This window comes from Citrobacter sp. RHBSTW-00986 (genome assembly GCF_013783065.1).
Lineage (GTDB): Bacteria > Pseudomonadota > Gammaproteobacteria > Enterobacterales > Enterobacteriaceae > Citrobacter > Citrobacter braakii.
This window is the reverse complement of the sequence record NZ_CP056200.1, coordinates 3,183,674-3,202,673: the sequence shown is the minus strand read 5'-3', so window position 1 is coordinate 3,202,673 and position 19,000 is coordinate 3,183,674. Positions and strand designations below refer to the sequence as shown.

General features: G+C 47.3%; 19 protein-coding genes and 1 pseudogene. 12 read left to right on the top strand and 8 right to left on the bottom strand.

Annotated features, from left to right (window positions below):
- Nucleotides 1–72 precede the first annotated feature (72 nt).
- Both moeB and moeA read right to left on the bottom strand, forming a co-directional pair.
- Complete coding sequence (gene moeB, locus HV345_RS15665) at nucleotides 73–822, bottom strand: molybdopterin-synthase adenylyltransferase MoeB (RefSeq protein WP_016152385.1); 750 nt, start codon at nucleotides 820–822, stop codon at nucleotides 73–75.
- On the bottom strand, nucleotides 822–2,057 hold the full coding sequence (gene moeA / locus HV345_RS15660; RefSeq protein ID WP_181635785.1) for a molybdopterin molybdotransferase MoeA: 1,236 nt from the start codon (nucleotides 2,055–2,057) through the stop codon (nucleotides 822–824). Before moeA ends, moeB begins: the two co-directional genes overlap by 1 nt.
- A gap of 176 nt (nucleotides 2,058–2,233) precedes the next feature.
- Between moeA and HV345_RS15655 the strand changes: the two genes are divergently transcribed.
- From HV345_RS15655 to gsiD, 6 genes are all read left to right on the top strand, one after another.
- The gene (locus HV345_RS15655) at nucleotides 2,234–3,022 is read left to right on the top strand and encodes an aminoglycoside adenylyltransferase family protein (protein ID WP_181626295.1); all 789 of its coding nucleotides are present in this window, start codon (nucleotides 2,234–2,236) and stop codon (nucleotides 3,020–3,022) included.
- 192 nt (nucleotides 3,023–3,214) lie between these two features.
- A complete protein-coding gene (gene iaaA, locus HV345_RS15650; protein ID WP_016156081.1) occupies nucleotides 3,215–4,180 on the top strand; it encodes a beta-aspartyl-peptidase in 966 nt (321 codons plus the stop codon).
- On the top strand, nucleotides 4,167–6,038 hold the full coding sequence (gene gsiA, locus HV345_RS15645; protein ID WP_047415279.1) for a glutathione ABC transporter ATP-binding protein GsiA: 1,872 nt from the start codon (nucleotides 4,167–4,169) through the stop codon (nucleotides 6,036–6,038). The genes iaaA and gsiA overlap by 14 nt, the downstream gene beginning before the upstream one ends.
- Before the next feature lie 28 nt (nucleotides 6,039–6,066).
- Nucleotides 6,067–7,605 (top strand): glutathione ABC transporter substrate-binding protein GsiB, encoded by a 1,539-nt coding sequence (gene gsiB / locus HV345_RS15640; protein WP_153690563.1) that lies wholly within the window; start codon nucleotides 6,067–6,069, stop codon nucleotides 7,603–7,605.
- A gap of 46 nt (nucleotides 7,606–7,651) precedes the next feature.
- Nucleotides 7,652–8,572 (top strand): glutathione ABC transporter permease GsiC, encoded by a 921-nt coding sequence (gsiC, locus tag HV345_RS15635; RefSeq protein WP_016152391.1) that lies wholly within the window; start codon nucleotides 7,652–7,654, stop codon nucleotides 8,570–8,572.
- 2 nt (nucleotides 8,573–8,574) lie between these two features.
- Nucleotides 8,575–9,486: a glutathione ABC transporter permease GsiD gene (gene gsiD / locus HV345_RS15630; protein WP_016156084.1), complete on the top strand. Its 912-nt coding sequence runs from the start codon at nucleotides 8,575–8,577 to the stop codon at nucleotides 9,484–9,486.
- 57 nt (nucleotides 9,487–9,543) lie between these two features.
- Here the strand turns inward: gsiD and rimO are convergent, their stop codons facing one another.
- Nucleotides 9,544–10,851: a 30S ribosomal protein S12 methylthiotransferase RimO gene (gene rimO / locus HV345_RS15625; RefSeq protein WP_181635784.1), complete on the bottom strand. Its 1,308-nt coding sequence runs from the start codon at nucleotides 10,849–10,851 to the stop codon at nucleotides 9,544–9,546.
- A 253-nt stretch (nucleotides 10,852–11,104) separates the two neighbouring features.
- Between rimO and HV345_RS15620 the strand changes: the two genes are divergently transcribed.
- Nucleotides 11,105–12,216, top strand: a protein-coding gene (locus HV345_RS15620) for an IS3 family transposase (RefSeq protein WP_181632868.1) whose coding sequence is annotated in 2 segments (ribosomal slippage) — nucleotides 11,105–11,366 and nucleotides 11,366–12,216 — 1,113 coding nt in all. Because the reading frame shifts where the segments join, the coding sequence is not laid out codon by codon here.
- Between the two features lie 15 nt (nucleotides 12,217–12,231).
- On the opposite strand, the pseudogene HV345_RS15615 reads toward HV345_RS15620, so the two are convergent.
- The 3 genes and pseudogenes from HV345_RS15615 to HV345_RS15605 all read right to left on the bottom strand — a co-directional run.
- Nucleotides 12,232–12,566, bottom strand: a pseudogene (locus HV345_RS15615) (transposase); the annotation flags it as partial.
- Nucleotides 12,567–13,087: 521 nt separating this feature from the next.
- Nucleotides 13,088–13,786 (bottom strand): hypothetical protein, encoded by a 699-nt coding sequence (locus HV345_RS15610; RefSeq protein WP_181635783.1) that lies wholly within the window; start codon nucleotides 13,784–13,786, stop codon nucleotides 13,088–13,090.
- 13 nt (nucleotides 13,787–13,799) lie between these two features.
- Nucleotides 13,800–14,543 carry a hypothetical protein gene (locus HV345_RS15605; protein ID WP_131348171.1) on the bottom strand — a complete coding sequence of 248 codons (744 nt, stop codon included), beginning with the start codon at nucleotides 14,541–14,543 and terminating at the stop codon, nucleotides 13,800–13,802.
- 216 nt (nucleotides 14,544–14,759) lie between these two features.
- Between HV345_RS15605 and HV345_RS15600 the strand changes: the two genes are divergently transcribed.
- From HV345_RS15600 to HV345_RS15580, 5 genes are all read left to right on the top strand, one after another.
- Nucleotides 14,760–15,485, top strand: a complete 726-nt coding sequence (locus tag HV345_RS15600; RefSeq protein WP_047359415.1) for an HNH endonuclease — start codon at nucleotides 14,760–14,762, stop codon at nucleotides 15,483–15,485.
- 34 nt (nucleotides 15,486–15,519) lie between these two features.
- A complete protein-coding gene (locus tag HV345_RS15595) occupies nucleotides 15,520–15,909 on the top strand; it encodes a hypothetical protein (protein WP_110248939.1) in 390 nt (129 codons plus the stop codon).
- A gap of 44 nt (nucleotides 15,910–15,953) precedes the next feature.
- Nucleotides 15,954–16,253 (top strand): hypothetical protein, encoded by a 300-nt coding sequence (locus HV345_RS15590; protein WP_131348175.1) that lies wholly within the window; start codon nucleotides 15,954–15,956, stop codon nucleotides 16,251–16,253.
- A gap of 144 nt (nucleotides 16,254–16,397) precedes the next feature.
- Nucleotides 16,398–16,637 (top strand): hypothetical protein, encoded by a 240-nt coding sequence (locus tag HV345_RS15585; protein ID WP_047359414.1) that lies wholly within the window; start codon nucleotides 16,398–16,400, stop codon nucleotides 16,635–16,637.
- A gap of 492 nt (nucleotides 16,638–17,129) precedes the next feature.
- Nucleotides 17,130–17,381 carry a hypothetical protein gene (locus tag HV345_RS15580; protein WP_240489697.1) on the top strand — a complete coding sequence of 84 codons (252 nt, stop codon included), beginning with the start codon at nucleotides 17,130–17,132 and terminating at the stop codon, nucleotides 17,379–17,381.
- A gap of 6 nt (nucleotides 17,382–17,387) precedes the next feature.
- Here the strand turns inward: HV345_RS15580 and HV345_RS15575 are convergent, their stop codons facing one another.
- Complete coding sequence (locus HV345_RS15575) at nucleotides 17,388–17,840, bottom strand: hypothetical protein (protein ID WP_181635782.1); 453 nt, start codon at nucleotides 17,838–17,840, stop codon at nucleotides 17,388–17,390.
- A 308-nt stretch (nucleotides 17,841–18,148) separates the two neighbouring features.
- Nucleotides 18,149–19,000, bottom strand: coding sequence for a DUF2806 domain-containing protein (locus HV345_RS15570; RefSeq protein ID WP_047359411.1), 852 nt, complete (start codon nucleotides 18,998–19,000; stop codon nucleotides 18,149–18,151).

The window sequence follows — 19,000 nt, the reverse complement described above, 5'->3', positions numbered from 1 at the left end:
GCGCTGTTGTAGGCCTGATTGGAGGCATTAGCATCGCCCTCTGGCAATAGTGCGGTGCCGACGATTTCTCTGCTAACTCCCGCAGACCTCACAGGTGGGATTGCGCATCAGCTTCATTTCGCGAAACTGGCAGGTCATGGCGTCGTACATGACGATTTTTCCTGAAGCCGGTTTACCGTAGTTAGCCAGTAGCTTAATGGCTTCCATCGCCTGTAACGAGCCGATCACGCCGATCAGCGGGGCCATCACTCCGGCCTCTACGCAGGTCAGGGCGTTTTCACCGAACAGACGGCTCAGGCAACGGTAGCAGGGCTCTCCTTCCTGGTAGGTAAATACGGTAATTTGTCCTTCCATGCGAATTGCCGCACCGGAAACCAGCGGAATCCTGGCGGCGAAGCATCCGGCATTCAACTGATTGCGGATGCTGACATTATCCGTACAGTCCAGCACCAAATCGTGTTCGGTAATAAGCGTGTGAATCTCGCTCTCGTCCAGCAGCGCATTCACCGGCGTAATGGCGATATAAGGGTTAATCCGCGCCAGTGCGTCGCGGGCGGATAACACTTTTGGCTGTCCAACGGTCGCATCGCTGTGCAGCGTCTGGCGCTGGAGGTTCGACACGGAGACTGTGTCAAAGTCGAGCAAGGTTAAATGCCCGACGCCAGCGCCTGCAAGGTACTGAGTTGCTGCGCATCCCAGTCCTCCCACACCAACGACCAGTACCCGCGCCTCCTTGAGCGCTTCCTGACCTTCGAAATCGAAGCCGCGCAGAATGATTTGCCGGTTATAGCGCATCATCTCCTGGTCGCTGAGTTCTGCCATTACAAGCCTCCAAACAGTGCGTTAAATGGCTCGACCTCAACCCATTCGCCAGCTTCGATGTTACCGCGATCGCGCTCCAGCACGATAAAACAGTTACCCTGGCTAAAAGAGCTAAAAATATGCGAGCCCTGGTGCCCGGTAGTGGTGACTTCCAGTTCGCCTTCAGCGGTACGCTGCAATACACCGCGCTGAAAATCCAGACGGCCAGGTGTTTTCTTCAGGCGTGAAGCGGTGCGCACGCGCTGGCGAGGCGGTAGTCCACAGGCGGTGTTGCCGCTGAGTTTCGCCAGGAGCGGTTGTACCAGTTGATAGAAGGTGAGGGCCGCAGACACTGGATTACCCGGCAGACCGCAAAACCAGCTGTTGCTCAGTTTGCCAAACGCGAACGGTTTGCCCGGTTTGATGGCCAGCTTCCAGAAGGCAATTTCTCCCAGCTCTTCCAGAATAGTTTTAGTGTAATCCGCTTCGCCTACTGAAACGCCGCCGGAACTGATGACGACATCGGCCTGGCTGTCGGCTTCGATAAACGCGGCACGCAGCGCGTTGGGATCGTCGCGAATAATCCCCAGGTTGATCACTTCGCAGCCCAACTGTTGCAGCATCAGGTGAACGGTCAGACGGTTAGTGTCATAAATCTGCCCGTCTCCCAGCGGCTGACCTGGCAACTGCAGTTCATCACCGGTGGAGAACAGCGCCACGCGGACTTTGCGCACTACGGGAGCATCGGCAACACCGAGCGAAGCCAAAACGGGAAGCTCGGCGGTTGTCAGGCGAGTCCCGGCGGGAAACACCACCGCGCCGTTTGCAATATCTTCACCGCGCAGACGAATATTTTGCCCGCGGCGGACTTCGGCGGTAAAACGCACCCCGTCGTCAGTTTGTTCCGTTTGCTCCTGCATCACCACTGCTTCACAACCAGCAGGCACCGGGGCGCCGGTCATAATACGGATGCAGGTTCCCGCAGGCCACTCGCCATGGAAAGGCTGACCGGCAAAGGCTTTACCCGCCACCGCAAGCGGCTGATCAGATTGTAAATCGGCTAATCGTACCGCATAGCCATCCATTGCTGAGTTATCGAATCCCGGTACATCAATGGGGGAGACAACGTCGGTGGCCAGAATACGGCCAAAACATTGAACCAGCGGCAGCGTTTCGACGGCGGTGAGCGGGGTAATACGCGAAAGCATCTGAGAGAGAGCCGTTTCAAGCGGCATCAGTCCGGCGGTAAATTCCATGAGAAGACTCCTGCGGGGCAAAATCGAATCTGCTCATTATGTCAGAAAATGGACGCGGGCAGTATGCTACCTCAGACTTAGAATCAGATCTGGTAAAGGTTTTGTGCCAGGGATAGCGCTGCAGGAAGAATGCAGTATAGACTCAATATTTCCGCTCTTTTTTCCCAGGGGGCTAAATGGCCAATATTATTCCAGACGCAATTCGACGACAGGTGGAGGCCGCCAGTGCGTGCATCCGTCAGATTTTCGAGGGGAATCTCATTGCCCTTCATTTGTATGGCTCTGCGGTTGAAGGCGGCTTAAAACCCCAAAGCGACATTGATTTATTGGTCACCCTGCGTGAACCCATAAATGCCCGACAAAGAAAAAAACTGATGCAGGATTTGCTGACCATTTCAGCGCCTCCCGGCACCTCCGGGCCATATCGTGCGTTGGAAGTGACCGTTGTTCTGCACTCGCAGATCGTGCCGTGGCGATTTCCACCGGCGAGAGAAATGCAGTTTGGCGAATGGCTGCGTGATGATATTCGCGCTGGCGTGTTTGAACTGGCAATGGTGGATGCTGATCTTTCTATTCTGCTGACCCAGGCCCGGCGCGCCAGCGTACCGCTGTTCGGTGAACCGGCTGAGATGTTATTTAACGTCATTCCGTTTAGCGATGTATTGCAAACATTTCGGCATATCCTTGAGATGTGGCAGAAACCGGCTGATTTAGAGGGGGACGAGCGTAATATCATCCTTGCTCTGGCACGTATCTGGTATAGCGTGGTTACGGGTAATATTGTCGCTAAAGATGAGGCCGCATCCTGGCTTCTGCCGCAATTACCCGCTGAGCATGCTGATTTGCTGCAAGCAGCGCGTGCGGAATATCTGGGGTTAACCAAACATAACTGGGCAGCGTGTATGCCGTCTGTAGAACGCTTTGTATTTTATGCAAAAAAACAGATTACCGATCGGCTTGAATAATTTAGCACCAACGTCGAGAGATCTCCTTTCCGTTAAACACATCTGAATGGCCTGATGAGACGGGGTGTGAGGTGCGAGCCTTTACCTTTACATGACGTCTGCATCTTTCTATATTCAAAAATCGAATCAATAAGTCACCGAAATTCTGATATTTATAACCCCCCAGTACCCGCCACCTAATGGACGAATAAAATGGGTAAAGCAGTCATTGCAATTCACGGCGGCGCAGGGGCTATCACCCGCGCGTTACTGAGCCAGGAGCAAGAATTGCGTTATATACAAGCGCTGTCGGATATCGTTGAAACCGGCCAACGGATGCTTGAAGACGGTCGTAGCGCACTGGATGTGGTCACCGAAGCCGTGCGTTTGTTGGAAGAGTGTCCGTTGTTTAATGCCGGAATTGGCGCGGTGTATACCCGTGATGAAACCCATGAACTGGACGCCTGTGTGATGGACGGTAATACGCTAAACGCGGGAGCCGTCGCCGGGGTTAGCCATCTGCGCAACCCAATTCTCGCGGCACGCCTGGTGATGGAACACAGCCCACACGTCATGATGATAGGTGAAGGGGCTGAAAACTTTGCCATTGCGCAGGGTATGGAGCGCGTTTCGGCGGATATTTTCTCGACGCCAGAACGCTACGCTCAACTGCTGGCAGCGCAATCGGCGGGTGAAACGGTGCTGGATCATAGCGCGACCCCGCTGGATGAAAACAACAAAATGGGTACTGTGGGTGCGGTCGCGCTGGATATGTTTGGCAATCTGGCGGCGGCAACATCGACCGGCGGAATGACCAATAAATTACCGGGTCGGGTAGGTGACAGTCCGCTGGTCGGCGCTGGCTGTTATGCCAATAACGCAAGTGTGGCCGTTTCCTGCACCGGAACCGGTGAAGTCTTTATTCGTGCGCTGGCGGCCTATGACATTGCGGCGTTGATGGACTATGGCGGCCTGAGTTTATCGGAGGCGTGCGAACGCGTAGTAATGGAAAAATTACCGGCGCTCGGCGGTAGCGGCGGTTTAATTGCCGTCGATCACGAGGGCAACGTCGCCTTGCCCTTTAACAGCGAAGGCATGTACCGTGCCTGGGGATATGCAGGCGATACGCCAACCACCGGTATTTATCGGGAAAAAGGAGATACCGTTGCCACACAGTGATGAGCTTGACGCCTGCGACGTGCTGGCAGTCAGCAACCTGAACATTGCCTTTGAACAGGAGCAACAGCGCATCAGTGCGGTGCGTAATCTGTCATTTCGCCTGAAGCGTGGTGAAACGCTGGCGATAGTGGGTGAATCCGGTTCAGGAAAGTCGGTAACAGCCTTGTCGCTGATGCGTTTGATTGAACAGTCAGGCGGCGAGGTGAGCTGCGATGAAATGCTCCTTCGACGCCGTAACCGACAGGTTATTGAGCTGGGTGAACAGAGCGCGTCGCGGATGCGTCACGTGCGTGGCGCAGATATCGCCATGATCTTCCAGGAGCCCATGACATCGCTTAATCCGGTATTTACCGTGGGTGAGCAGATTGCTGAGTCAATCCGTTTGCATCAGGGGGCCAGCCACGAAGAGGCGATGGTGGAAGCGAAACGGATGCTCGACCAGGTGCGTATCCCCGAGGCGAAGGCTATTTTATCGCGCTATCCGCACCAGCTTTCTGGCGGCATGCGCCAGCGGGTAATGATCGCCATGGCGCTATCGTGTCGCCCTGCGGTTTTAATTGCCGATGAACCGACTACCGCGCTGGATGTCACTATTCAGGCACAGATCCTGCAACTGATAAAAGTGTTGCAGCAGGATATGTCGATGGGAGTGATCTTTATTACCCACGATATGGGCGTCGTGGCGGATATTGCCGATCGCGTGCTGGTGATGTATCAGGGCGAGGCGGTAGAAACCGGCAGCGTTGAGCAGATTTTTCACGCTCCCCAGCATCCTTACACCAAAGCGCTGCTGGCAGCCGTGCCGCAGCTTGGGGCGATGACCGGACAAGCGTACCCGCGCCGGTTTCCACTCATTTCGTTACACGATCCCAGCCATGTAGAACCACAGACTGAACAGGATACCGTGGTTGAAGGCGAGCCTATTTTGCAGGTACGTAATCTGGTGACGCGTTTTCCGCTGCGCAGCGGCATTCTTAATCGGGTGACCCGCGAGGTGCATGCGGTGGAAAACGTCAGCTTTGACCTGTGGCCCGGGGAGACGCTCTCGCTGGTGGGGGAGTCAGGCTGCGGGAAATCCACCACCGGTCGGGCGCTGCTACGTCTGGTAGAGTCTCAACGCGGGGAGATTGTTTTCAACGGACAGCGTATCGATACCCTGGCCGCCAGTAAGCTACAGCCGCTGCGTCGGGATATTCAATTTATCTTCCAGGACCCCTATGCTTCGCTCGATCCGCGTCAGACCGTGGGATATTCCATTTTAGAACCGCTGCGGGTGCATGGGCTACTGCAAGGCGATGCGGCGGCAAAACGGGTTGCATGGCTGCTGGAACGCGTAGGATTGCTCCCTGAGCATGCCTGGCGCTATCCGCATGAGTTTTCCGGTGGTCAGCGTCAGCGTATCTGTATTGCCCGGGCGCTGGCGCTCAATCCCAAGGTGATTATTGCCGATGAGTCAGTCTCGGCGCTGGATGTCTCAATTCGCGGGCAAATTATCAACCTGTTGCTCGACCTCCAACGAGAAATGGGGATTGCGTACCTGTTTATTTCCCACGATATGGCGGTGGTGGAGCGGATCAGTCATCGGGTGGCGGTGATGTACCTTGGGCAAATCGTCGAGATCGGCACCCGACGCGCGGTGTTTGAAAATCCGCAGCATCCGTACACCCGCAAACTGATGGCGGCAGTCCCGGTCGCCGATCCCTCACATCACCGGCCCCAGCGCGTGCTGCTGTCGGATGATATCCCCAGTAATATCCGCAAACGCGGTGAAGAGATTTCCCCCGTTTCACTACAGCAAGTTGGCCCGGGGCATTATGTTGCGCGTCCGCAACCAGAAAATGCGCTTTCGCGTTTATAACAGGCAGGCAGGGTTTAAGGAGAATAACATGACAAAAATTGTTGCTCGAAAATGGCTGGTTGCTGTGGGAGTGGCCTCTGCGCTGGCCGCCACACCTGGCTGGGCCGCCAAAGATGTAGTAGTGGCGGTAGGATCCAATTTCACCACCCTCGATCCCTACGACGCAAACGACACGTTGTCGCAGGCGGTAGCGAAGTCGTTTTACCAGGGGCTGTTTGGCCTTGATAAAGAGATGAAGCTGAAAAATGTGCTGGCGGAGAGTTATACGGTTTCTGATGATGGCCTGACTTATACCCTTAAGCTGCGACAGGGCGTGAAGTTTCAGGACGGCACCGACTTCAACGCCGATGCGGTTAAAGCTAACCTCGACCGGGCCAGCAACCCGGAAAACCATCTGAAACGCTACAACCTGTATAAGAATATCGATAAAACCGAGGTCGTCGATCCGTCGACGGTGAAGATAACGCTGAAGCAGCCGTTCTCTGCATTTATCAATATTCTGGCGCACCCGGCTACGGCGATGATCTCTCCCGCCGCGCTGGAGAAATACGGCAAGGAGATCGGTTTCCATCCCGTGGGGACCGGGCCGTATCAGCTTGAGACCTGGAATCAGACGGATTTTGTAAAGGTTAAGAAGTTCGCGGGTTACTGGCAGCAAGGGCTGCCAAAGCTGGATACGATTACCTGGCGTCCGGTGACCGACAACAACACGCGTGCGGCAATGCTGCAGACCGGGGAAGCGCAGTTTGCCTTTCCGATCCCTTACGAGCAGGCGGCGCTACTGACGAAGAATAAAAACCTGGAACTGGTGGCCAGTCCGTCTATTATGCAGCGTTACATCAGCATGAACGTCACGCAAAAACCGTTCGATAACCCGAAGGTGCGTGAAGCGCTGAATTATGCCATCAACCGTCAGGCGCTGGTAAAAGTGGCGTTTGCCGGTTATGCGACGCCAGCAACCGGCGTTCTCCCTCCGTCGATCGCCTATGCGCAAAGCTATACGCCATGGCCATACGACCCGGCAAAAGCGCGCGAACTGCTGAAAGAAGCGGGTTATCCGAACGGTTTTACCACCACGCTATGGTCTTCTCATAACCATAGTACCGCGCAGAAAGTGCTGCAATTTACCCAGCAGCAACTGGCGCAGGTGGGCGTTAAGGCTCAGGTGACGGCGATGGATGCCGGTCAGCGCGCGGCGCAAGTCGAAGGTAAAGCGCAGAAAGAGAGCGGGGTACGCATGTTCTACACCGGCTGGTCTGCCTCTACGGGTGAAGCAGACTGGGCGCTGTCACCGCTGTTTGCATCTCAAAACTGGCCGCCAACGCTGTTTAATACGGCGTTCTACAGCAATAAGCAGGTGGACAGTGATTTAGCAGCAGCGTTGCAAACCAACGATCCGGCCCAGAAAGCGAAGCTGTACAAGGATGCGCAGGATATTATCTGGAAAGAGTCGCCGTGGATCCCACTGGTAGTGGAACAACTGATTTCGGCGCACAACACCAGATTGACCGGGTTCTGGATCATGCCGGATACCGGATTTAGCTTTGATGATGCGGATTTAAAATAAGCTATTCATCCGGCCCCGCCATACAGGGGCCGGCGAAGGGAGTGTGATGCTTAACTATGTTTTCAAGCGCCTGCTGGGGTTGATTCCAACTCTGTTGATTGTAGCGGTGCTGGTATTTTTATTTGTTCACCTGCTACCCGGCGATCCGGCCCGGCTGATTGCCGGACCGGAGGCTGATGCTGAGGTGATCGAACTGGTGCGCCAGCAGTTGGGTCTGGATCAGCCGCTGCATATTCAGTTCTGGCATTACATTACTAACGTGTTGCAAGGCGATTTTGGAACCTCAATGGTTTCTCGTCGCCCGGTCTCCGAAGAGATAGCCAGTCGTTTTATGCCATCGCTATGGCTGACCATTGCCAGCATGGCGTGGGCGGTGTTATTCGGCATGACGGCAGGGATCATTGCTGCTGTATGGCGTAATCGTTGGCCGGACAGATTGAGTATGACGCTCGCCGTCACCGGGATCTCTTTCCCGGCGTTTGCGCTCGGCATGCTGCTCATGCAGATATTCTCCGTTGAGCTTGGCTGGTTGCCCACCGTTGGCGCTGATACCTGGCGGCACTATATCCTCCCGTCTATTACCCTGGGTGCGGCGGTGGCTGCGGTGTTAGCCCGGTTTACCCGCGCTTCGTTTGTCGATGTGCTCAGTGAAGACTATATGCGTACCGCGCGGGCCAAAGGGGTGAGTGAAACCTGGGTGGTGTTAAAACATGGTTTGCGCAATGCGATGATCCCGGTGGTCACCATGATGGGGCTACAGTTTGGCTTTTTGCTTGGCGGCTCGATTGTGGTTGAGAAGGTGTTTAACTGGCCAGGGCTTGGGCGGCTGTTGGTGGACTCAGTCGAAATGCGCGACTACCCGGTGATTCAGGCCGAGGTGCTGTTGTTTTCTCTGGAGTTTATTCTTATTAACTTAGTGGTGGATGTGCTCTATGCCGCCATTAATCCGGCTATCAGGTACAAGTAAGGATGCGATTTTTTAACTGGCGCCGACAGGCGATTTTAAATGCGATGCCCCTTGTTAAGCCTGAGCAGATACGCACGCCGTGGCATGAATTCTGGCGTCGTTTCCGTCGCCAGCGCATGGCGATGTTAGCGGGGTTATTTGTCGTGCTGCTAATAATGGTGGCGATTTTTGCTCGCTGGTTAACGCCATTTGATGCCGAGAATTACTTCGATTATGACCGTCTGAATGACGGACCGTCGATGCTGCACTGGTTCGGCGTTGACTCGCTGGGGCGGGATATTTTTAGCCGTGTGCTGGTGGGGGCGCAAATCTCGCTGGCGGCGGGGGTCTTTGCCGTATTTATTGGCGCAGCGATTGGCACCGTGCTGGGTCTGCTGGCGGGATACTACGAAGGCTGGTGGGATCGACTGATTATGCGTATCTGCGATGTGCTGTTCGCCTTTCCGGGTATTTTGCTGGCGATAGCCGTGGTCGCCGTGCTGGGCAGCGGCATTGCAAACGTGATTATTGCCGTGGCCATTTTCTCCATTCCGGCCTTCGCGCGGCTGGTGCGCGCAAATACGCTGGTGCTAAAGCAGCAGACCTTTATTGAATCCGCGCGCAGTATTGGCGCCAGCGATGCGACCATCATCTTCAACCATATCTTGCCGGGTACGGTTTCATCGATCGTGGTCTTTTTTACCATGCGTATTGGCACGTCGATTATCTCTGCCGCGAGCCTGTCATTTCTGGGATTGGGTGCGCAGCCGCCGACCCCGGAGTGGGGGGCAATGCTCAATGAAGCCCGCGCTGATATGGTGATCGCGCCGCACGTGGCGATTTTCCCGGCGGTGGCGATATTCCTGACGGTGCTGGCGTTTAACTTACTCGGAGATGGTCTGCGCGACGCGCTGGACCCGAAAATTAAAGGATAAATCACAGGGCCGGATAAGACGTAACGCTTATCCGGCCTACAGTTGGGTTGCGCTTATTTAAACGCGGGTGCCCCACAGATCGTATTCATCAGCGTTTTCGACCTTCACGCGGATGATATCGCCAGGTTTCACCTTGGTTTCGCCATTCAGGTATACCGCGCCGTCGATTTCCGGGGCGTCAGCCATGCTGCGGCCAATCGCGCCTTCTTCGTCAACTTCATCAACGATAACCAGAATTTCGCGGCCCACTTTCTCCTGCAAACGTTCAGCAGAGATTTGCTGTTGCAATTGCATAAAGCGGTTCCAGCGTTCCTCTTTCACCTCTTCCGGGATTTGGTCCGGCAGGTCATTGGCGCCAGCGCCTTCTACCGGGCTGTATTTAAAGCAGCCCACGCGGTCCAGACGCGCTTCCTTCAGGAAGTCGAGCAGCATCTGGAAGTCTTCTTCCGTTTCACCCGGGAAACCGACAATGAAGGTTGAGCGCAGCGTCAGTTCAGGGCAGATTTCACGCCACTGCTTGATGCGTGCCAGTTGTCTGTCCACGGAGCCTGGGCGTTTCATCAGCTTAAGAATACGCGGGCTGGCATGTTGCAGCGGGATGTCCAGATACGGCAGGATTTTCCCTCCCGCCATCAGTGGGATCACGTCATCAACGTGCGGGTAGGGATAGACGTAATGCAGACGAGTCCAGATCCCCAGTTTTGATAACTGCTCGCACAGATCAACCATGCTGGTTTTGACCGGCTCGCCGTTATGGAAACCGGTGCGATGCTTCACATCCACGCCGTACGCGGAGGTATCCTGAGAAATGACCAGTATCTCTTTCACGCCCGCATCCACCAGACGTTTGGCTTCGCTGAGGACGTCGCCAATCGGACGGCTCACCAGATCGCCACGCATCGACGGAATAATGCAGAACGTGCAGCGGTGGTTGCAGCCTTCAGAAATTTTCAGATAGGCATAATGACGCGGAGTGAGCTTGACGCCCTGTTCAGGAACCAGGCTCAGGAACGGGTTGTGCTTTGGTTTGGGCACATAGTGGTGAACGTGCTCCAGAACCTGTTCGTAGCTATGCGGTCCGGTGATTTCCAGCACCTTCGGGTGGACTTCACGGATCTGATCGACTTTCGCGCCCAGACAGCCGGTGACGATCACCTTCCCGTTTTCGTTCAGCGCTTCGCCGATTGCTTCCAGCGACTCCTGAACCGCGCTGTCGATAAAGCCACAGGTGTTAACGATAACCATATCCGCGTCGTCGTAGCTTGGCACAACGTCATAGCCTTCGGTACGAAGTTCGGTCAGGATGCGTTCAGAATCGACGAGGTTTTTCGGGCACCCTAATGATATAAATCCAATCTTAGACATTATTTTGTACAATACATTGCTCAGGAAAACTCGGATTATACATCATGCCTTAACTTTACAGCTACATCCGTTGGTCAAGTGACCGACAAGACAAGGGAACGACAAAAGACCGCCAGCTATCGGCAGCGAGGACGTATGCTGAAGAGAAGGGGCTGGAGATGGTAGAAATCATTGTGTAAACATCCCGCATAATCGTGCCATTCACATTTAGAGATCATCCGGCATAATCAATCTGCCAACGAAGGAGATCGCTATGCGTAAAGCCCGTTTTACTGAGCATCAGATCATCGCTGTGATTAAGTCGGTTGAAGCCGGACGAACTGTTAAAGATGTCTGCCGGGAGACCGGTATCTCTGAAGCCACCTACTACAACTGGAAGTCCAGATACGGCGGCATGGAGGCTTCTGATATTAAAAAGATCAAGGATCTTGAGGACGAGAACCGACGTCTCAAACAGATGTTTGCCGACCTGAGCCTTGAGAACCGGGCGCTGAAAGACGTTATCGAAAAAAAGCTTTAAAACCAGCCTTTAAGCGTGAGCTGGTCACTCATCTGATAACGACATTTGGACTCAGTATCCGTCAGGCCTGCCGGAGTCTGAACCTGAGCAGAACGGTTTACCATTACCGTCCGGATACCACGCGTGACGAACCTGTTATTGTCGCGTTGCAGGCAGTGGCAGAGCGATACCCACGATACGGTTTTCCAAAACTTTTCCAGGTTCTGCGGCGGCAGGGATACCCGTGGAATCACAAAAGGATCCATCGTATTTATTGTCTGCTGAAGCTGAATTTTCGCCGTAAAGGCAAACAACGGTTGCCGGTGCGTAATCCCTCGCCACTGGCCACACCGGAAGCGCTGAACCAGAGCTGGTCTGTCGATTTTATGCATGATGCTCTGGTCTGTGGCCGTCGTTTTCGCACGTTCAATGTCGTTGATGACTTTAACCGTGAGGCATTGTCGATTGAAATCGATCTGAATCTGCCAGCTTTGCGCGTGGTCCGTGTACTCGACAGGATTGCGGCAAATCGCGGCTATCCGGTCATGCTACGCATGGATAATGGTCCGGAATTTATCTCTCTGGCACTGGCTGAATGGGCAGAGCAACATGCAGTAAAACTGGAATTTATTCAGCCGGGTAAGCCGACGCAGAACGCTTTTATTGAGCGCTTTAACCGGACATACCGTACAGAAATACTCGATTTTTATCTGTTCAGAACGCTGAGTGAAGTGCGGGAAATCACGGAGAAATGGTTGTCAGAATATAACTGTGAACGCCCGCATGAATCACTGAACAATATGACACCGGAGGAATACCGACAGCACCATTATTTGGCCGGGATCTCAAAAAATGCATGGAACTAAAACGGGTCTATTTACAGCCTGACGGATACTGAGTCCAAATGTCGTTATCAGATGAGTGACCAGCTCACGCTTAAAGGCTGGTTTTAAAGCTTTTTTTCGATAACGTCTTTCAGCGCCCGGTTCTCAAGGCTCAGGTCGGCAAACATCTGTTTGAGACGTCGGTTCTCGTCCTCAAGATCCTTGATCTTTTTAATATCAGAAGCCTCCATGCCGCCGTATCTGGACTTCCAGTTGTAGTAGGTGGCTTCAGAGATACCGGTCTCCCGGCAGACATCTTTAACAGTTCGTCCGGCTTCAACCGACTTAATCACAGCGATGATCTGATGCTCAGTAAAACGGGCTTTACGCATAGCGATCTCCTTCGTTGGCAGATTGATTATGCCGGATACTTACAGATAGGGGAAACTAAGCTAGACATACTAAAAGCCTATATAGAGCGATACAGGAAGGATAATAACGACAAAATGCCAACACATACACACCTAAATAATGAATTCAATATGAGATCTACTAAGGAATTCTATAAAGGAGTGGAAAATGAAACTAGAGGGAACTAACTCTACTGATTTCTATGAACATTACTTTTATAATGATGAGATAATTATAAATGTCTTTGATAATATGGTAGTGTTCTACGATTGCATAGAACGTATAGTACTGAATAGGCATACATCACAATTTAATATCGAACCTCGTCCTACATATATTGAGACCCATTGCAGTACTTGTTAAACCAAACTGAAGAAGAGGAATTTCAATTGATGACAGTAATAGACGTAGAGAAGTATAAACAAGTGCAGCAAGAAATGATAAAGTGTCTGAAATACTCTCAGTAATAAAGCCCTATAGTAGGGCTATTTAAAGAAATATATTACTCAAGCTCTATTCTACCAGAGTCCTCCTTAGTGACAGAGGCACCTATATTTCGGAATGTTACCCAAATTATAAGTGAAATGCCGAATTGTATCCATAGTGCGGAATCATTAGTAATCTGCGAAGGAATAATTGCTGCAAAAATTGAGGAGCAAGCCCAAAGCGTCAACAGTGCATAATTAAAAGTTTCTACACTTCTACTAATTGATGCCTTTTTTTTGTTTTTGTAATTAAACTTAATTGCATATAAATGGCCGGATACAAAAGGTTCAAGAGTGTAAACATGATACTCCCAAACCTTTTGCCAATGCTTACCTGCATCAATAATGAAACTGGTGAAGATTGTTACAATACCTCCTATAAGTGAAAGAAATGATAGCGAAGCAAACATAATATATGGTGCTTCTCCTTCATTAAATTCTATGATCTTGAAAATTAATGCTCCCCATCCAGCAAATAGCAATGCGGTGATGGCCCAAAGAAAATTAAGTCTTTTCCAATACAAACCGATTTCGAAATCACGTATCCGATGTGATACTTCGAAAGACTTTTCTATTTTTTTAATGTCTTCTGGTGTTATATTAATATTTAAGTCAGAAAAATCCTTAGACAAAAGTTTTTCGAAATACGCAATGTTATTTGAAAAATGTTCAACAAGCTCAGTTGGTAAATTATAAGTACGTATTTGTGTAGTCACATGCTATCCTTATCTATACTAACTTATGGTTTTTTTTGTATCGAATGAAATCAGTTATAGGTCTATTTCTAGAGTGAATATCACGGATGAATTGTGATGTTTTTATATTCAAATCAATGACTTTTTTCTGAATGTCTCTACCTTCAGTCATTGCGACTTCAATTACTGTATCATCAGCATGATATAACATTCCTATGTCAGAACTAAAGACTAAAATTTCTTCATGAATTTCATTGAATTCATTTAAAATTTTTTGTAATTCAGCAGAGATATTTTTAGCGTAATCAGTTAAGGTATAATTATACCTTGAAACTGAATTCAATCGATTAATTATAGAGTAAGATAGAATAAATAATGCATCTAGGTCTTTCTCAATGTCATTTATAGAGTCACTAAGGGAATTTGGTTCACCTAATCTATTTTTCAATGCAAGAACTAGGTTTTTGCATAATTTTACAATTTTGAATTTTAAATATAGAGAGGAAGTGCGGACTTTAGCAAGATCATTATAGATAGTATCTTCAATAATGCTGTGTGCAATATCATAGTGTTTCTGTGCCATCCATTCAGGGACTTTTATATATGCAAGTATTGCAATACAAAGTGTACCAGCTGTACTCAGTGAACTAATCCAGTCCGTAACACTTCCCCATTCGAAGTCTTTAAAATTAGAAAATAATATCTTAATACCAATCAAAATAGCAAGTAACAATACGGTACTAATTAGTATTGAATTAATTTTTTTGAGGTTTTGCATTTTAATTCCATTTCTTAAGCAAAAGACATAGCTATGTAAAAATGTAGTACCAAAAACTACCTACTAATACTTTACCATCAAAAGGAACACACATACACTATCGATTGTTGGAGGTTTCTATTTATTTTAGGTAGGTTTGTTAGCTGTACGAACGATAGGAACCTCCAACAATCGATAGTATTAAGTGATGTAGATCACACATTTTAAGGATAAAAAATGTCCCGTACAGAGTTCATGCGTTCTTTAGGTGCTACATGTAAAAATGATAACTGGAGTTGGTCATTTATTGATGAGATCAACAAAAAAATAATTTTTGGAGCTTGGGAAGATCTTAGATCAGATGATGGAAAGAAAGTTTTAATCTTGGCTAGCAGTTGGCGTGAGAATGTAAATGGACACAAAAAATCTGGTTATACACAATCTGTTGAACACATAGATAAGATTTTACATGAAGGGTACAGTCTCTTTACCTTTAGCCAGACTAGGCATGAGAAAACAACTGAAAATGGTGCTGCTAGGATTAAACATTTTGAAAAGAAAATAGTACGAAAATATCTTACAAAAATTGATGGGGATTGGTACGCCACCGATGAAGATTTCTATTCATTTACTCCCGAAATCGAAAATGAATACTATGAGGGGGAAAAGCGTCAAAGGATTGCAACGTACTATGAGAGAGATCCAAAGGCGAGAAAAGAATGTATCGATAAACATGGTTTGAGTTGTGCTGTCTGTGGTTTTAATTTTGAAAAAATGTATGGTAAACACGGAAAAAATTATATTCATGTTCATCATATAGTGCCACTACATACTATTGGCAAACGCTATAAGATTGACCCAATTAAAGATCTCATTCCTTTATGTGCAAACTGTCATGCAATGATTCATATTGGAAAAGAAATGAAGACAGTTGACGAATTAAAAGAGTTGTTAAGAAAGTAAAGTTAAATCAAATTTTATTACGAGACGATATGCGATGATAAAATTATTAGTTATTGTGCCATTATTGTTCAGTTCTTCACTCTACGCAGCGGAAGCTAATGTTGGTCAGATCTGCAAAGCGGCAGCTGCATCTATGTTTGGGCGAGATCATAAAATAATGAAGCTTGATAAGATTCAATCAGATGTAGCCTATGTCCATTACATACGTAAAGATGACAGCACAAGATGGGCTATCAAGTGTAAGCTGATTGATGATCAAGTTATGTGGGCATCAAACAATCCAGATAGCTCAGGTCGTTGGAGAAATGACCCGGCTGATAGTGTAGTAAAATACAAAGTGGATGGGAACAAACTGACTATATCAGAGGTGTATAGCGATGGTTCAAGTACATCTAACTCATATCCATTAAAACAATTAAATTAAGATGAAAGCCTACTTATGATTCGTAGGTAAAAGGTTATGGTGCAATGAAATTATTGTTTATTATTTTGACTGTTTTTAGCGGTACAGTAATTGCAAAGAATTTACCAAATTTTAATTGTACAGACATTAGAGGTGATACCGTTGTCACAGACAACTATTTTCTGACGAAGCGAGTTTATGATCAAATGCCAGTACCTTATGGTTCATATAGATATTCATCAGAAAATGGCGAGCAAGAGTTGATCATAGTGGATACTTTAGATAGAGGATATTATTATGGAAATATGTACTTAGATAAAGATGGTTATATGAATTATGAAGTGAGATGTAATGTTAAAAAATAATCAACACAGAACAATATTATTGAAGCATGAGTAAAGTTATGCTAATTCACTTTACAAAATAATAATTACTATAGTTTTTGGTAGGATAAAAAAAGACGTACTCATATTATAATTGATAACTTCTCAAAGTTATAAGGAAATAAAATGAAAAGTATCATCGCAATCGCAATTTTGCTAGCCCCATTTGCAGTGCAAGCTGATGATGAACAAGATGCAAAAGATTTTGCTCAAGCATTGATCCAATCGCGTGACTATAAATGTGATAAGGTTACAGCGTTCAGTACAGCAAACTTCTCAGGTAAAGCTGTTGTGTGGTGTGATGATCGATATGAATATGAGATCACGCAGCCCGGTGGCCGCTGGAAGGTAGAAGCAATGAACTAATTTATTTTTTTCTAAGCCCACTAATTATAGTGGGCTTTTTTGTGTCTGTTATCCAAGTATTAAAAAAATAAATACATATAGATTTTTTAATGTACACGGATAATCAAATGATTCTTAGGGGTACAGATATATTCGAGTTTCCTCCGCGAATTATCTTTCACATTCGTGGGGATTTTGATCGAAAACAAACAAAACGAAAGGTAAAACTTTCATAACGAAAATAAAATAATTATTACCTATTAATAGTAAATGAATAGGATATGAGTAATGGTAAAGATTAAAGACGATGGAACCCGCTACACGTGGCAAGAAATCGCAGACCGATTCGGGGTAGAACACAGTACAGTTTTAATGCTAAAGGCACAAACTTAGAACGGGCATCCACTCAAGTAGAAGATGGAATGTACGCAAACGAAAATGAAGGGGTTATTAATCGAACGTGTTATTACATTAACACCGACGTTTATGACTCATATTAAAAGGAAACACGTAATGGACTACATCGCGATAGGGGGTCTATTAATGGCCTTTTGTACATTTATGGGGCGTCTACTCTACAGACGAAAACAAGAGATCTTAGATGCCGAAAGACGTATAAGTGATATTGAAAGTAAACTTCTAGTATTAGAAACTAAAACTGAAAGCAATGAAGCAGATATTGATGAATTGTATGATTTAGTACGAGAACTTTCAAAAATAAAAAGTGACATTTCAGAAATTAAAGGGATGTTAAAATCTAAATGAAGCCCCTTATGGGGCTTTATCTATTCTTGTGGTTATAACTATTTGGCTATTTGTCTCTCTAAACGTAGATGTGCTTTTTATATTTGGCAAGTACCGTGTTGTTTTGTTTTTAAATTTTTTATAATCCCAAATGATGTATGCCATTCCTAAAATAATCACTAAGGAATATATTAATGTATCGGGAAATTTAAACTTATCATTTACATAAAATGATGTTATGGATGCACTGATAGCTACAGCCACACTGAACACACCAATAAGATCGATTTCCCGTTCTAGGAAATGATTTATCTTTGTTTTCACGGAATAAGTGGCTGCAATGAATGTCAAGATCAAAGATTGTGCACTAACCCAAAGTGAATATTCAGTATCTGGGCATAGATAAATCAACGCAATATTAGCGGCTATAGATAATAATGTAATGACTATAATTGCTGCTAATAGTTTGAAGGTTTTCATTAATAATTCCCTAACTACCTGTGCATAAATTGTATAAGGGTATTTTATGGCAAAAGTAGCTAAAAAGAAATCTACTAATCATAATAGGTAGATGAAGTTAGTACGTTCTGGTGAGTAGATAACATATGCTGATAAAGAGGTTATAGGGTGGATTAATGTTACAGGAATTTTACCATTAGCGTGATTGCTGGATTATTGTATCAGTACTGATGCATTTTAGATTAGTGGCAATACAAGCCCATTAGAGCATTTCTTGCAGGTGTTTTTAATTATGGTTAGTGGAACTTAGGCCGGTAATCCGGCCTTTTTTACATAGTAAGCATTGATAGCTTTACTTGGCTTCCTTCAACATTTGTTTTGTTGAGGAATTTATGTACATACGCAATATCTGGAGTGGAGCCGCAAATTCTGATCAATTCTTGACCGATAGGCGTAAGTAAAGCCGTTCCTATTTGTAGATTCCAAGTTGATGAATCATCGCTCTGAAATTCAACTAAAAATGCCATTCCGTAATAGCCAATACGACCTTTTTTACTACCGAAGGTTAAATGGTAGCCAATGCCTTGTTGAATAACTCCTAAAGAGTCTAAAACAGAAAGTTCATTGAAGGTTATACCTTCAGTGTTTCCATTCTCATCGGTCAATAAAATTGGAGTAAGGTTACTTGCCTGCCAAACAAACTTGCCAAAATAAGTAATAAGATTCGCTTCTTCTTTGCTTAAGGTTGACAATAGTTTTAAGGTTCTACGACTAAAAGAACCTTTTGACTTTGCTTCTTCGGATAAAATTCTTCCCCATAGCGTTTGCATTTGTTCGTCATTAATATCCTCACACTCTCTGAAGAAAGCCTCTATCCAATCGTCGTCAATATCAGAAACATTATCAGTCTCAGATAGGCTTTGTGCTGCTTGTATTGTAATATTTTCAATGTTTTCTTGTCGTTTAGTTTCACGTTTGAGAAAACGCTCAACTGCCCGTTTTTCTATTCCCTCAAGCTCTAACCTCGAAATTAGCTCTGTACGTTTAGCTTCAGCTTCAGCCTTCGCTTTTTTCCTGATTCTTGTAGGTTCATAAAGCACGCCAATCGCATCACTGACTTTTTCAATAAGTTTTGTTCCAGGTTTTGATAATCCTGAAAAACTTAAATCGATAAGGCTCAT